Source organism: Schaalia sp. JY-X169 (assembly GCF_014069575.1).
Lineage (GTDB): Bacteria > Actinomycetota > Actinomycetes > Actinomycetales > Actinomycetaceae > Scrofimicrobium.
Genome location: NZ_CP059675.1, coordinates 594,210 through 608,904, shown reverse-complemented (window position 1 = coordinate 608,904; position 14,695 = coordinate 594,210). Strand labels below are relative to the sequence as shown.

At 59.5% G+C, this 14,695-nt stretch carries 10 protein-coding genes; 5 read left to right on the top strand and 5 right to left on the bottom strand.

Features of this window, described 5'->3' with window-relative positions:
- Window positions 1–24: 24 nt before the first annotated feature.
- The 3 genes from guaA to H2O65_RS02705 are packed head-to-tail and all read right to left on the bottom strand — an operon-like array spanning window position 25 to window position 5,148.
- Window positions 25–1,383, bottom strand: a complete 1,359-nt coding sequence (gene guaA / locus H2O65_RS02715) for a glutamine-hydrolyzing GMP synthase (RefSeq protein WP_220458774.1) — start codon at window positions 1,381–1,383, stop codon at window positions 25–27.
- A 35-nt stretch (window positions 1,384–1,418) separates the two neighbouring features.
- Window positions 1,419–3,152: an ABC transporter ATP-binding protein gene (locus H2O65_RS02710; RefSeq protein ID WP_182142075.1), complete on the bottom strand. Its 1,734-nt coding sequence runs from the start codon at window positions 3,150–3,152 to the stop codon at window positions 1,419–1,421.
- Window positions 3,133–5,148 (bottom strand): ABC transporter ATP-binding protein, encoded by a 2,016-nt coding sequence (locus H2O65_RS02705; protein WP_182142074.1) that lies wholly within the window; start codon window positions 5,146–5,148, stop codon window positions 3,133–3,135. Before H2O65_RS02705 ends, H2O65_RS02710 begins: the two co-directional genes overlap by 20 nt.
- 304 nt (window positions 5,149–5,452) lie before the next feature.
- Here H2O65_RS02705 and pta point away from each other — a divergent pair, with 304 nt between their 5' ends.
- From pta to H2O65_RS02685, 4 genes are read left to right on the top strand one after another with little or no spacing between them, the layout of a single operon-like run.
- The gene (gene pta / locus H2O65_RS02700; RefSeq protein WP_182142073.1) at window positions 5,453–6,979 is read left to right on the top strand and encodes a phosphate acetyltransferase; all 1,527 of its coding nucleotides are present in this window, start codon (window positions 5,453–5,455) and stop codon (window positions 6,977–6,979) included.
- The gene (locus tag H2O65_RS02695) at window positions 6,979–8,172 is read left to right on the top strand and encodes an acetate/propionate family kinase (protein ID WP_182142072.1); all 1,194 of its coding nucleotides are present in this window, start codon (window positions 6,979–6,981) and stop codon (window positions 8,170–8,172) included. Before pta ends, H2O65_RS02695 begins: the two co-directional genes overlap by 1 nt.
- Before the next feature lie 5 nt (window positions 8,173–8,177).
- Entirely contained in the window at window positions 8,178–10,313 is a 2,136-nt protein-coding gene (locus H2O65_RS02690) for an NAD(+) synthase (protein ID WP_182142071.1), read from the top strand.
- Window positions 10,310–10,570 carry a hypothetical protein gene (locus H2O65_RS02685; protein WP_182142070.1) on the top strand — a complete coding sequence of 87 codons (261 nt, stop codon included), beginning with the start codon at window positions 10,310–10,312 and terminating at the stop codon, window positions 10,568–10,570. Before H2O65_RS02690 ends, H2O65_RS02685 begins: the two co-directional genes overlap by 4 nt.
- A 137-nt stretch (window positions 10,571–10,707) precedes the next feature.
- Here the strand turns inward: H2O65_RS02685 and H2O65_RS02680 are convergent, their stop codons facing one another.
- Window positions 10,708–12,102: an aspartate ammonia-lyase gene (locus H2O65_RS02680; RefSeq protein ID WP_182142069.1), complete on the bottom strand. Its 1,395-nt coding sequence runs from the start codon at window positions 12,100–12,102 to the stop codon at window positions 10,708–10,710.
- A 98-nt stretch (window positions 12,103–12,200) separates the two neighbouring features.
- Complete coding sequence (locus H2O65_RS02675) at window positions 12,201–13,325, bottom strand: GuaB3 family IMP dehydrogenase-related protein (protein WP_182142068.1); 1,125 nt, start codon at window positions 13,323–13,325, stop codon at window positions 12,201–12,203.
- Between the two features lie 86 nt (window positions 13,326–13,411).
- Here H2O65_RS02675 and H2O65_RS02670 point away from each other — a divergent pair, with 86 nt between their 5' ends.
- Entirely contained in the window at window positions 13,412–14,176 is a 765-nt protein-coding gene (locus H2O65_RS02670; RefSeq protein ID WP_182142067.1) for an exonuclease domain-containing protein, read from the top strand.
- Window positions 14,177–14,695 lie beyond the last annotated feature (519 nt).

The window sequence follows — 14,695 nt, the reverse complement described above, 5'->3', positions numbered from 1 at the left end:
AGCTGCGGGACTTACGTGCCACGCCTACTCCCACTCAATCGTTGCGGGCGGCTTGGGTGTGATGTCGAGGACGACCCTGTTGATCTGGGGAACTTCCGTGGTGATGCGGTCGGAAATGTCCGAAAGGACGTCAAACGGCACTCGCACCCAGTCTGCCGTCATCGCATCCGTGGTCATGATCGGCCTCAGCACGATCGGATACCCGTATGTGCGTTCCCCATCTGTGACACCGACGGAGCGCACGTCTGCCAGCAGGACAACAGGGCACTGCCAAATCTGTGCATCCATGCCCGACTCCGACAGCTCTTCCCTGACAATAAAGTCAGCCTCACGCAAGATGTCGAGACGCTCTTTGGTCAGGGAACCAACAACGCGAACGCCAAGGCCGGGTCCTGGGAAGGGCTGACGTGACACCAACTTGTCGGGCATTCCGAGGGCGCGACCCAGTTCACGGATTTCGTCCTTGAAGAGTCGCCGTAGCGGCTCCACCAACTCAAAGTCGAGATCATCCGGGAGACCACCAACGTTGTGGTGACTCTTAATGTTGTTGACGCCTTCACCCACACCAGACTCGATGATGTCGGGGTAAATGGTTCCCTGAGCGAGGTACTTGACCTCTTGCCCCTTCGCGGCGGCGGCTGCAGCCAGGTCCCTCTGAGCGTCCTCGAACACCCGGATGAACTCTTCGCCAATGATCTTGCGTTTCGCCTCCGGGTCCTCCACACCTTCCAGACGCTTCAGGAAACGGTCTTCGGCGTCGATCGTCACGAGGTCGATTCCACGCGCCGCGGCAAAATCTTCTTCAACCTGTTCGCGCTCACCTTTGCGGAGTAAACCATGATCAACAAAAACGCAGGTTAGCTGGTCGCCAACCGCCTCATTGATGAGGGCTGCAACCACCGAGGAATCGACACCTCCCGAGAGCGCCAGGATCACCCGGTCATCCCCCACCTGTTCGCGCACCTCTTTAATCAACTGCTGCGCAATGGCCTCCGTCGTCCAGGTTGCCTCAACGTCTGCATCTTCAAAAAGAACACGTTCGAGGGCGCCCCTGTCGAACTCTTCCCCCGTCATCTCACGACGGTCCCTTCCAACTAGGACGGAAATCTTTCCACTGTCGTTGTCGGCGAGGACGACGGGAAATTCTTCCGCAAGCGCGGCGAAGTCAAGCGGGCCGGGTTCCTCCAAAGTGGGTTCAAGAGAAGCGAGGTCCCCGGCAATAATCACACATGCTGGTTGCTCACCAAGGAGTCGTTCAGTCGTCCAAGAACGGGGGACAACTTCGGAGTAGACGCCGCAGTCACGCACTTGACGCGCTAGTGCCTGGGCTGAGGCGGAACCAAAATCGACGACAAGGACTGTGGGGAGTTCTGTGGTAGTCACGGGCACATTCTAGCCCCGCATGCGCCCGTGACTACCTAACTCTTCTGCCACGATGCCCACAGGGAGGCATACTCTCCGTGTTGTCTCACTAGTTCCTCATGGCTGCCAAGTTCTGCGATGTTGCCGTCGATCATCACCGCAACTCGGTCGGCGTCTTGAGCCGTGTAGAGACGGTGAGCAATCGCGACAACCGTCCTTCCCTCAAGTACCCGCCCCAACGAACGCTCCAGAGAGCGTGCCGCACTGGGATCCATTAGAGATGTTGCCTCATCTAGCACCAGTGTGTGGGGGTCCATGAGGACGATTCGCGCTAGCGCCAGCTGTTGGGCTCGCCCCGGAGACAGCGGGTATCCGGCCACTCCAACCGCGGTGTCGATGCCGCCCTGAAGAGAATCAACCCAGGTGAGAGCACCAACAGCTCCCAGGGCATCCCTGATCTCTTCATCGGTTGCTGTGGCACGCGCCAGCCTGAGGTTATCGGCGATTGTGCCGACAAACACGTGGTGTTCCTGGCTGACAAGTACCACCTGCTTGCGCAGCTTGTCCTCCGCCAGATCGACAAGGTCGACACCCCCCACTGTGACGTGGCCACTCTTGGGTGGATGAATCCCGGCGAGCATGCGGCCTAGCGTTGACTTACCGGCCCCTGACGGTCCGACCATTGCGAGGGTCTCGCCCTCGACCAGACTAAGGTCAACGCCGTGGAGGACGTCGCGACCTTCCGTGTAGGCGTAGCGCACGTCGGACACCTCAACGTCGTTGTCCACAGGTTCTTTGTCGCTGGCCTCGCGGTCCGGATGAACCAAAGAGACACCAAAGATCCTGCCCAACGAGGCTTGCGAAACCTGCATTTCATCGAACCAGAAGGTGAAGTTCCAGATCGGTCCACGCATCTGGTAGGCATACATGGCGACTGCGGCAATCTGCCCAGCGGTGACTAGACCCATGGGAAGCACCCACGCTCCGAGAGCGACCACGATGACTACCGGCAGGGTCGCGAAGAACACCAGACCCACCATAAGGTAGATGCGTTGCCACGCCGTGTAGCGCTCTAGGCGCCACGCTTCACGGATTGCCTCATCGATGCGGTTGTTGCGAATGTCCTGCAGACCAAGAGCGTCAACGGTTTCAGCATTGTCGATGGTCTCGGCAATCGCCCCCGACATCCGCGCCCAAGCACTCGACCCAGCACGGTACGCCGGAAGGGTGCGCGGCAAGTACCACCGCATAACGAAAATGATGGGGATGATTGCTACAAGTAGTGACGTCGCGAGGAGTGGAGACTTCCACACCGACGCCACAATCGTCACGATGATCGATGTAGCCAACACCATGATCGCCGAGATCCCTTGACGCACCATGAACTGCACCCGTTCAACATCGCGGGTAGTCCGACCGAGGAGGTCCCCTGTGCCGGCTTCCTCCACAGTTGAAAGAGGAAGGTTCGTGACAGTTTCGACCAGTTCTTCGCGCATCTGCGCAAAAACCGTCTCACCAAAGATGCGTGCTCGGTACTCAGAGAAGTAGGCCGCAACTGCGCCCACCAGCACCAAGGCAATGGAGATCCCCACCATGGTGCCGACGTACCGTGAGGTTGTCCCCCGACGGATATTGTCAATGATGTCGCCAAGGATCCACGGGAGTCCAACGGTGGCGGTTGCCGCTACCAACTGCAGGGCCACGACCACCCAGAATGCGGCCGCATGGCGGCGAATGAGCCTGATGAGCCCGGCGATGATCTGTCTTCCATTAGCCACGGGGAGTTTCATTGCCCTCACCTGCCTCTCTGTCCACGATGGCGGCGTAGGCCAGAGCCCCCGGCTCGCCACTTTCCGCTCGCGCCTTCAAATCCTGATGTGTTCCACGGGCCTGCTCGGTCCCGTCCCCATCCAGCACAATCACTTCGTCACACTTCTCCAACCACAGCGGGGAGGCCGTAACCACCACTGTGGTACGACCCTGCCTCTCTTCGCGAATGGCCCTGGAGATCCTCTCTTCCGTGTGGGAATCGACGGCCGAGGTCGGTTCAACAGCCACGAGGATGGGTGCGTCTGCGTAGATAGCGCGCGCCAGGGCAACCCGCTGGCGCTGCCCCCCGCTGAGGTTTCGCCCCCGCTCAGTTAGCCAACCGGCCATCCCTCCTGGAAGGGAGTCGAGGACGTCCCCGGCGTCAGCCACCGCCATCGACTTTGCGAGTCGTTCATCGTCAGGGACTCGGTCGGGACGGAATAGGGTGCCCTCTTCACGGGCTGCTTCCTCGATGTGTTCGCGGTACACCAGTTCGGTAACGCCACGCGGTGGCGGAAATTCTGCGGTGTTCCCCCGGAGTCCCGAGTGAAGGGTCCCCCTGAACAACTGGGCATCGTCCTCGGACAGAAGGATCCCCTCACGAACAGTCGCCAACGGGAGGCGACGCACGTCCCTATCCCCGATCCGAACTTCAAACTCATCATTGACGCGAGCAAGACGCTGCGCCACCTGCGACGAAACAGCGGGAAGTGGGGCGACGAGGGCGGTGAGCAGCCCGGGCTTGATAGACACCCCGGTTGCCATATCGGTGAGCGGCGCGGAGGCGAAATCGATTGCTCCCCCGGCTTCTAGTTCCTCTTCACTCTCCAGAAGTTCCTCTGTGGTAGGTGGCTCGACCGCTGAGAAATCAGCAAGCTTTCCGGAACCAATCCAGGCGCGAGTTCCGAGGTATGCAGCCTGACCAGCCACACTGAAGGGCGTGGACAGGTAGGCAGTCATGCCGGCGAATGCCACCAGTTCCCCGACGCTGATCACGCCCTCGAACGTCAAGAACGCGCCCAAACCGGTGATAACCGCGATGAACAACTGCGGCACGGAGGTCCGCGTGATGTTCAGGGCTGCCTGGTTGCGGGCCGCGGCGATCCCTGCGTCCCGCACCCGGTGGGACTGCTCCTTGTAACGAGCGTTGTAGTAGTCCTCTCCACCGACACCTCGCAGCACACGCAGCCCCATCACCGCATCGGTGGAAATGGTGGTGAGCTTGCCTGATTCCTCACGGACCACAGAAAACTTCTTCTGCATGGGCTTGACGAGCAGCGCTATCGAGATCAGCGCGATAGGCAAACCAATGACGACAACTGTCGCCAACAGGGGTGACATCTGGTACATCACAAAGGTGACGACGGTGATCGCCAAGATTGAGGAAACCACTTCCGCAACAAAGAGGACCGCGGCCCCCACCTTGTCTGAGTCATCAATAATCCCAGTGACAACGTCACCCGCGGGCTTATCCTGCTTAGCGGCACGCCCCGCGCGTGAAATGCGGTGGGCAACGGTCCGCGCCGGACCGAAGCAGCCGTTGAGGAATGCGGCAATTTCGCCCATCTGGTTGAAGCCATCACCCAGTGACATCACCAGGATCAAACCTACGAAAAGTGCAAGCCACCCCCAGGTGGGTCCCGAAAGACCAAAGTCGATTGCGGAATCTATCGAACTGCCCATGATGGCGGGAAGCAGTGCACCGATCACCGTGCCAACTGACAGGGCGATTGTTTGAACGATGATCGGACCGCGACATGCCTTCATCACCGCCAGGAGGAAACCCTTCTGTGTGGTGCCGTAAAACAGGGGCGGCCCCTTGGGGGCCTGGAGCATCTTGGGCCACCGCTTTGGAGTTTTACCCAAAGGTGGCAGCTTGATGCCGGCTTCATCCGCGCGCTCTTCAAGAAACTGCGTGGCACCTGAGGCCTCTGTGGGCCCTGAGTTCAAGGGGGAAGTGGGGGAGCTTTTTGCCATAATATGCCTCTAAAGACGTAAAGGTTCCTATAAGAAAAGTCTGATTTGGTACCGAGAGCGCAGATCACTCGTCTCCGCTGGGGAGCCCTTGGGGTGTGGCGCGTCTGTCCGATGGTTACGCTGTCGCTACTGCGACAAAGCGGATCGGACTACCGGAAGTTTTGAGACATAGCCACCACCCTAGCGGCAGGAAAGGGGAAGAAACAAATCAGTGGCGAGCGGTACGATGGAACGTGGAAATGCCCGCGCGCACCTCGTCTGCATGGCCCGCTGTAACTCTTCACTGGGCCAGTAAGGAATAACAGTGTCTTCACGTCTAATAGTTTTAGGTTCAGAGGCCGCAGAGGTCGTCAACCAGGTATTCGAAGATCTTCAAGCAACCCTCGAAGAGGGCGAACTGGGTTCTGATCTGGGCGTCTTCAATGCCTATTCGGGCGGAACCACCGCGGACCTAGTCAAGAATCCCAAGACCGCCCTCGGCGAAAGTGTGGTGTCCCTACGCTCGGCACAGCAGGGCACCGTAATCGTGCAGGGTGTCGGGGCCGTTCCGTCGCCCTCATTCGACCTGCTGGGGTGGAACCTGGATCTGGCGGCAAGTGCTGATCTGTCCGTTGTTTATGCACTGGACGGGGCGGGAATGAGCGCGAATTTGCTGGACCAGGAAATCACTACCTTCCTTGCTAGGGCAAGCAGGCACCACGCGACCGTGGCTGGCGTTGTTGTCTCTGGCGCCCGAGGTGTTGCAATCTCTAAAGACGTAGTCCCCGTGTTCGACGCACCGCTTGCGGCAGATGACATCCACTCCCTTCTTGTAGCGGCGCCTGACGTTGTTACCCCACTGGCATTTCAGGGTGACCTTCTCAAGCGAGCCGCGGCGAACCGGCAACGGATCGTCCTTCCTGAGCCCGAGGACGAGCGGATTCTCACAGCAACTGATGAGCTCCTTGCCCAGGGTGTTGCAGACATCATCCTAATTGGGAACGAGGGCGAGATCCGTGCCAAGGCCTCCGCCCTCGGACTGAACATCGACGGAGCCACAATCCTGGCCACTTCGGACCCCAACCACTTCGAAAAGTACGCGGAAGAGCTGGCGCGACTTCGCGCGGCAAAAGGCATGACGGTCGAGGACGCACGAAAGGTCGTTGCAGATCCGACCTACTTCGCCACCATGATGGTGAAAATGGGCGACGCTGACGGAATGGTGTCGGGTGCGACCCACACGACCGCGGACACAATCCGCCCCGCATTCCAAATCATCAAGATGGCCCCCGGCGTCAACCTGGTGTCCTCCTCTTTCCTGATGCTCATGTCTGACCGGGTCATGGTGTTTGGTGACTGCGCTGTCGTTGTCTCCCCCACCGCGGAGCAAATGGCGCAGATTGCGCTTTCTAGCGCGCAGACAGCAAGAGCTTTTGGTGTTGACCCCAAGGTTGCACTGCTTTCCTACTCGACCCTGGGGTCGGGATCCGGCCCTTCACCCGATCTGGTTACCGAGGCAACGCACTTGGCGCGGGAGGCTGCACCTGACTTGGCGATTGAGGGCCCACTCCAGTTTGATGCGGCCATCGATCCCACGACGGGCAAGCAAAAAGCCCCTGGCTCCCCTGTCGCGGGCGCGGCAAACGTCCTCGTCTTCCCAGACCTCAACTCGGGCAACATCGCCTACAAGGCCGTGCAGCGCACCGCGGGCGCCGTCGCGGTTGGCCCAATCCTTCAGGGGTTGGCTAAACCAATCAACGACCTCTCCCGTGGCGCAACAACTGAAGACATCGTCAACACCGTGGCAATCACCGCCGTCCAGGCCCAGGCACAAGCAGAAGGAAACAAGTAATGCCTCAGACCGTATTGGTTATCAACTCCGGATCCTCATCCCTCAAGTACCAGCTAATCGATCCGGACACTGGGCATTCTGTAGCTCAGGGGCTTGCGGAACGCATTGGCGAGGACGTGGGACACCTGCACCACCGCTACTCGGTGCGCGAAGTTGACATTACTGAACCCATCCCCACTCATGCTGACGCCATGAAGATGATCCTCGACCTCTTCGAAGAGGTCGGCCCCCCACTCGAAGAAGCAAACATTGTCGCGGTCGGTCACCGCATTGTTCAGGGTGGCCGTTACTTCAACGGCCCAGCGCTTGTTGACGACCGGGTGATTCGCCTTATTGATGAACTCTCAACACTGGCACCGCTGCACAACCCGCCGGCTCTGGTTGGAATCAAGGTTGCGCAAGAACTCCTCCCGCAGATCCCCCAGGTCGCCGTGTTCGACACCGCGTTCTTCCAGGATCTTCCTCCAGAGTCTGCCCTCTACGCCCTCGACCGCGACATTGCGGAACGCTACTCAATCCGCCGCTATGGCGCCCACGGAACCTCACACCGCTTCGTATCGAAACGCGTCTCTGAGATCCTTGGCGGCCGCGACCTCAAGCAGATTGTTCTCCACCTCGGAAATGGCGCATCAGCGTCTGCGATTGTGGGCGATCACGCCGTGGACACTTCAATGGGCATGACGCCACTTGAGGGACTGGTGATGGGCACCCGAACCGGTGATATTGACCCGGCCGTCACCTTCTATTTGCAACGCGTCGCAGGAATGTCAGTTGATGACGTCGACGAACTGATGAACCGCCGTTCCGGTCTGAAGGGACTGACCGGCGACAACGATATGCGTCAGGTTCGCGATATTGCCCGCTCCGGTGACCACAGCGCCCGCAAGCGTGCCCGCGAAGCCCTCAACATCTACGTCAACCGCATCGTCAAGTACATCGGTGCCTACACTGCGGAGATGGGCGGCCTCGACGTCCTCACATTCACGGCCGGTATCGGTGAAAATGATATTGATCTTCGCCGCGAGGTCTGCCAAAGGCTTGAGCCTCTCGGACTGCTTCTGGACGAAGAGGCAAACGGTCAGCGCCCGCGCGACGCCATCACGATCTCTCGCAAGGGCTCCGTCGTGCGTGTCATGGTCGTCCCCACCAACGAAGAACTCGCCATCGCCACCCAAGCGATGACGGTGGTCTAACCCCGATGGATACGTACAGGTCAATCTATTGCCATGGGCTGGTCCGCGTTGGCGGTGTCACTGTGCCCGTTCACCTTGCCGACCCGTCCGCAAATGCAGCAGAGGTAATTCGCGCTGCGCGGGCATGTCATGAGGAGGCAGTTGCGGTTGCGGTGTTCCCTGAGTTAACACTCACCGGATACTCCATAGATGACCTGGTTTTCAGCGCTCCCCTGTTGGCGGCAGTACGCCTGGGAATCGATGAGATCGTGGCTGCCTCGGCAGACCTCTTCCCCATCCTGGTTTTCGGCGCCCCCCTGGAACTGCGCGACCGCCTCTACAACTGCGCAGTGGTCGTCCATCGAGGGCGAATCCTGGGAATCACCCCCAAGATGCACCTGCCTGCATACAGCGAGTTCTATGAGAAACGGTATTTTTCAACTCTCGATGCAATCAGCGAAGTGAAGGCGACGCGTTGGGATGGGCGACTGGTGGAGGATTCCGAGGGCGAGGAAGGCGTCTTCCCCTTCGGCTCCTTCCAGGTCGAAGCAAGCGATCTTCCGGGGTTCCGTCTGGCCGTAGAGATTTGCGAGGACGTGTGGGTACCCATTGCACCCTCGTCCGTAGCTGCCCTCCAGGGGGCAACCATCATCGCTAATCTGTCGGCTTCCCCAGCGACAGTGGGGCGAACCTCAACGCGGCACTCTCTGATTGCAGCCCAGTCCCTCACTTCTCTAGCGGCCTACGTCTATTCGGCGGCGGGCTTTGGTGAGTCCTCCACCGATTTGGCGTGGGATGGAGAAACCTTGATTTGCGAGGTCGGGCAGACACTTGCTCATACCACTACGTTCCGTCCCGCCCTCGACATCACCGTCGCGGACGTCGACGTGGACCTGCTGGTGAATCGGCGACGCAAACAGAACACTTTCGCAGACAACGCACACACCGCCGAGGTCGGTGAGCCGCCTGCGGTTGTAAGTGTGGAACTTGCGCCTCCGCGCCACGATGTCGGGGTTCACCGTGCGATTGCTCGCTTCCCGTTCATGGGCGGTGTCGAATCCCAGGTGGATGCCCCGGCGGAAGAGGCGATGGCTATCCAGGTGAGCGCCCTGGTACGGCGCATGGTCGCCATCAACACTTCAAAGCTGATCATCGGAGTCTCTGGCGGGCTTGACTCGACTCTCGCATTGCTTGTTGCGGCGCGTGCAATGGATGAGCTGGGGCGTCCTCGCAGCGATATTCTCGCGTTCACCATGCCCGGTTTCGGCACTTCGGAGAAGACGCGAACGAATGCTGAGATCCTTTCCAACGAGGTCGGGGTGACTTTCGAGGAGTTGGACATACGTCCGGCTGCACGCGCAATGCTCACGGCAATGGGTCATCCTTTTGGCGGAGGGCAGCCCGTGTACGACGTGACGTTTGAGAACGTTCAGGCTGGTCTGCGGACTGACTACCTGTTCCGCTTGGCAGGGCAGAACCACGGGATCGTTGTGGGTACGGGTGACCTGTCTGAATTGGCGCTTGGGTGGTGCACGTTTGGCGTTGGCGACCACATGAGTCACTATGGCGTCAATGCCGGCCTTCCTAAGACCATGATTCAAGAGGTATTACGCTGGGTGATCAGTTCCGAGTCCTTCGGGAAGTCGGTCACGGGCGTGCTATCCAGCATTCTCAACACGGAAATTTCCCCAGAACTGGTGCCGGGTAACGATGGCGGCGGGCAGTCGACGGAGGCTGCTATCGGCCCGTACGAACTGCAGGATTTCACGCTCTACCACCTGCTGAATGCGGGGTTCGGACCGGCGAAGATACTCTTCATGCAAGAGGTTGCATGGGGTGAGAAGTACTCGCGAGCTGAGATGGTGAAGTGGCTGGGGGTTTTCTTCAGGCGGTTCTTTACCAGTCAATACAAACGTTCTACGCTACCGAATGGCCCGAAGGTGATGGCCGGGGGCTCGTTGTCACCGCGCGGTGACTGGCGGATGCCATCGGATGCACTGGCCGCGCCTTGGCTTGCAGAGCTGGAACAGCTCGAGGCCAACCTCAACGGGCTTGAGCCAACGCCCAACACACCGGAACCGGACCCCAGCGCGACTGAACCAGACCCCAGAGCGACTAAACCAGACCTGCGACTCCAAGACGAAGGGACGCCGGAAGCATGACTGTCTTAGTGTTTGTCTTGGCGGTAGCGTTCGGTGTTCTGGCGGGCGCCCTGGCGGTAATCGCGAGGGTTTCTCCCGCCAAGAAGCGCGCCTACTACACGGGCGGGGCTGCGGTTTCCCTGATTCAGGCCCTCACCTTCGGAGTGATGGCGACATACCCTGCGCTGCAGACGGCTGGCTACATCATTGTGATTGCGTTGGTCGGCATCGTCCTCACAGGCATTCTGGTCTACAGAGGTCGCACAACCCAGGTCTAGCGCGTCTGGGCTTCACGGGCGACAGCGGCGACCTTAGAGGCGCGGGTCCTCAAATGTATACGACGGGGCCCAATGTGCGTCTGGGGTCGATACCCCAGACGCACATTGGGCCCCCACACATACATTTGGGCAGCGGGTTAGCTCTGCTTCGGACCCGTCATGGAGTAGACGTCAAGCGCGGCGTCGAGCTGCTCCGAAGTGACTTCCCCACGCTCAACGAATCCAAGGTCCTCAACGGCCTCGCGAACAGTCATATCGTTCTTGACCGAGTGCTTGGCAATCTTCGCGGCATTCTCGTAACCGATCAGACGGTTAAGAGGCGTGACGATCGAGGGTGACGACTCTGCATAGCGGCGGCATGCCTCGACGTTTGCGGTGATTCCATCAACGCAGCGGTCGGCCAAGGTGCGCGAAACATTGCCCAGGATATTTATGGACTGCAGGAGGTTCGCAGCCATAACCGGCAGCATCACCAGCAGGTCAAAGTTGCCCTGCGAACCCGCAAATGCAATAGCCGCATCATTACCGATGACCTGCCCTGCCACCATGACTGTTGCTTCAGGCAGCACGGGGTTGACCTTGCCCGGCATGATTGACGACCCTGGCTGCAGATCGGGAAGGCTGATTTCACCCAGACCCGTGCGGGGGCCGGATCCCATCCAACGCAGATCATTGGCGATCTTGACCAGGGAAACAGCAACTGTGCGCAGCTGCCCGGAAAGCTCCACGAGGGAGTCCTGCGCAGCCTGAGCCTCGAAGTGGTTCGGGGCTTCAGTGAAAGGAAGTCCCGTGTTCTCAGCAATCAGCTCAATAACACGAGCGGAGAAACCCGCAGGCGTGTTGATCCCTGTACCGACCGCTGTCCCGCCTAGAGGAAGCTCCGCGAGCCTCGGCAGTGCGCCCTCGACCCGCTCAACACCGTACTTCATTGCCTGCGCGAAGCCTGAAAACTCCTGGCCCAGCATGATTGGGGTGGCATCCATGAGGTGGGTACGGCCGGACTTGACGACGCCCTCGAACTCCACAGCCTTGTTTTCCAGCGAGTTCTGCAGGGTCTTCAGCCCCGGAAGAAGCACCTCAACTACAGCCTGGTAGGCGGCAATGTGGATTGACGAAGGGAAGACGTCGTTCGAAGACTGAGAAGCATTGACATGGTCGTTGGGGTGCACTGACTTACCCGCAATGGTTGATGCCAGGCTTGCCACGACCTCGTTCGTGTTCATGTTCGAGGACGTTCCGGACCCTGTCTGGAAAACGTCAATCGGGAACTCTTTGTCGTGCTTGCCCGCGATTACCTCATCTGAGGCCTCGACGATTGCCTGTGCGATCTCACCGTCGACGACACCAAGTTCCTGGTTTGCTAGAGCAGCCGCACGCTTGATCTGTCCGAGGGCGGCAATGTGGTGGGGCTTGAGGGTTTCACCGGAAATCGGGAAGTTCTCTACGGCACGTTGGGTTTGTGCGGCGTAGAGGGCATCCTTGGGTACCTTAACTTCACCCATCGTGTCGTGCTCAATGCGGTATTCCGTCATGTTTTTCTCCTTGAGATCGCTTCTCTATTACGTTTGATGCCGATTTGGTTGCGGCTGGTTCAGGCCGAGTGTTGAGGCAACGGCTTGCCATGTCTTTGTTACGTTGGTCTGTAAGGGCTGACCACGACCTCGACCCTTTGCAGATCCTTCACTTCTGCGTATCCAGTCGTTGCCATCGCACGCTTCAGGGCGCCGATGAAGTTCAGGTATCCGTCGTCACGCACCGACGGACCGTAAAGAATCTGCTCAAAAGTGCCCACAGTTCCCACGTGAGCCCGGTGTCCGCGGGGTACCTCGGGGTGGGTGGCTTCCGAACCCCAATGCCAACCACGGCCCGGAGCTTCAGTGGCGCGTGCGAGGGCGGCCCCCAACATGACAGCATCAGCCCCACAGGCGATAGCCTTGATCATGTCACCACTTCGCCCCATACCTCCATCGGCAATGACGTGGACATAGCGACCACCCGATTCATCAAGGTAATCGCGCCTAGCTGCCGCAACATCGCCTATGGCCGTCGCGTTTGGCGCGTGGATCCCTAGCGATTGACGCGTGGAATGTGCGGCCCCGCCACCAAATCCCACCAGAACACCAGCCGCCCCCGTACGCATCAGGTGCAGCGCCGCCGTGTACGTCGCCACTCCCCCGACAACAACAGGGACGTCCAGTTCATAGATGAAGCGCTTGAGGTTCAGGGGCTCACTTCTGCTTGAGACGTGTTCAGCAGACACCGTGGAGCCACGAATCACGAACAGCTCGATCCCGGCCTCGACCGCAGTTCGCCAGTGCCGTTGGGTCCGCTGCGGGGAAAGTCGCCCGGCCACCGTCACGCCGGCAACACGCATCTCCTCAAGGCGCTGACCAATCAGCTCGTCCCTGATGGGTGCGGAGTAGATTTGTTGGAGCCGCGAAGTGATATCGCTATCCGGGGCCCGGACAATCTCTTCCAGAAGTGGAAGTGGATCCTCATATCGTGTCCACAGCCCGTCGAGGTCGAGGACGCCAACGCCACCAAGTCGACCAATCTCAACTGCTGTGCTGGGGCTCATCACGGAGTCCATGGGTGCTGCAAGCACTGGAATATCCAAGTGGTATGCGTCCAGCTGCCATGAGACATTGACATCTTCGGGGTCCCTGGTACGACGCGCTGGTATCAGAGCAATATCGTCCAAGCTGTAAGCTCTACGCCCACGCTTTCCCCTACCAATTTCTACCTCATAGCTCACCCATACAGTCTATTGGGTGTCTCAGCGGAGCGAGGGGACTAAGGGCGGTAGTTCGGATTGTCGGAACCCTGGTAGAGAATGGAAGCATGATAGAAACGACGCAGACAGACGCCCAGAATCTACAGGAGCTGCCGTGGGCCGCTCGCCCCTGGGCAGGCTTTGACACGGAGACCACGGGGGTCAATCCGCACACGGACCGGCTTGTGAGCGCTGCAATAGTCCACCGCATGAGTCCGCTTTCGGGCGAGGGCGAAGGTCGGCACCTCACATCGTTTGAACACCACACTTGGCTTGCGGACCCCGGGGTGGCGATTCCGCCCACGGCCGCGGCAATCCACGGTATTACAACCGAATACGCGCGCAGCCACGGCCAACCCGTAGAAGTGGTTACGGAGGAAGTTGTCGCCGCTTTGGCCGAACACTTCCGTGGTGGCGGAATCGTTGTGGTGTTCAACGCTGGCTTCGACATCCCCCTCCTCGAAGCAGAAGCTGTGCGTCATGACGTGCCAACCCTCAGGTCCCGATTGGGGACGGAAGTGGGGCCAATCATCGATCCTCTCGTCCTCGACCGCGCACTTGACAGGTTTCGCAAGGGGAAGAGGACGCTCTCCGACCTCGCAAACGTGTATGGGATCGAATTACCTTCAGATACACACCAGGCGCATGTTGACGCAGAACTAACCCTGAAAGTGGCAGAGGCACTTATCGCAAAGTTCCCAGTGCTCGCGGAGATGACAGCCTCGGAGGTTCACGATTTCCAGAGGACAAGCCATGCGCGCTGGGCAGAGGATTTTGAGGGCTATTTGAGGAAGCAGGGCCGCACCACAACGATCTCGCGGAACTGGTTCTAGACGGCAGTCCTACCCAACCCGCGGTTGGCGCTCCACCCGACTCGCGGTTGGCGTCCCGCCTGCTGTGTGGTTGATGACCCACCGGACTCGTGGTTGGCGCTCCACCTGGTTCATAGTTGATGACCCACCCGACTCGTGAAATGTATGTGTTGGGTGCTGATGGCGGCCTGGGGTGCATACCCCAGGGTCACTTCGGGTCCCCACGTATACATTTCGCACGATGCGCGGGCTGCAAGGCTGTTTTCACGTGCTGTCAAACTGTTTGGAGACAGTGGGTTGTCATTTGCTTGTTGTTGCGGTTGGTACCGGCACTACCCCGCGTCATAACGGAGCGGGTTACGCCTTACGGAGCGGGTTTGGCTTACATAACGGCGTGATTCAAGGAGAAGCCGGGCAGAACTCGCTCCGTACGGTAGAACCCGCTCCGTAATGCTTGGGAGGCTCTGAGAGGTCGGGCCCAAGCGCCCGTCGCCAGTTCTCAAGTTTCCACCACTGGCACTGCAGACCCTGTGGCGCAAC

Bases quoted from the DNA above. Each gene is read 5' to 3' on its own strand.
- H2O65_RS02710 (WP_182142075.1), bottom strand. From the start codon at position 3,152: ATGAAACTCCCCGTGGCTAATGGAAGACAGATCATCGCCGGGCTCATC.
- H2O65_RS02705 (WP_182142074.1), bottom strand. From the start codon at position 5,148: ATGGCAAAAAGCTCCCCCACTTCCCCCTTGAACTCAGGGCCCACAGAG.
- H2O65_RS02695 (WP_182142072.1), top strand. From the start codon at position 6,979: ATGCCTCAGACCGTATTGGTTATCAACTCCGGATCCTCATCCCTCAAG.
- H2O65_RS02690 (WP_182142071.1), top strand. From the start codon at position 8,178: ATGGATACGTACAGGTCAATCTATTGCCATGGGCTGGTCCGCGTTGGC.
- H2O65_RS02685 (WP_182142070.1), top strand. From the start codon at position 10,310: ATGACTGTCTTAGTGTTTGTCTTGGCGGTAGCGTTCGGTGTTCTGGCG.
- H2O65_RS02680 (WP_182142069.1), bottom strand. From the start codon at position 12,102: ATGACGGAATACCGCATTGAGCACGACACGATGGGTGAAGTTAAGGTA.
- H2O65_RS02670 (WP_182142067.1), top strand. From the start codon at position 13,412: ATGATAGAAACGACGCAGACAGACGCCCAGAATCTACAGGAGCTGCCG.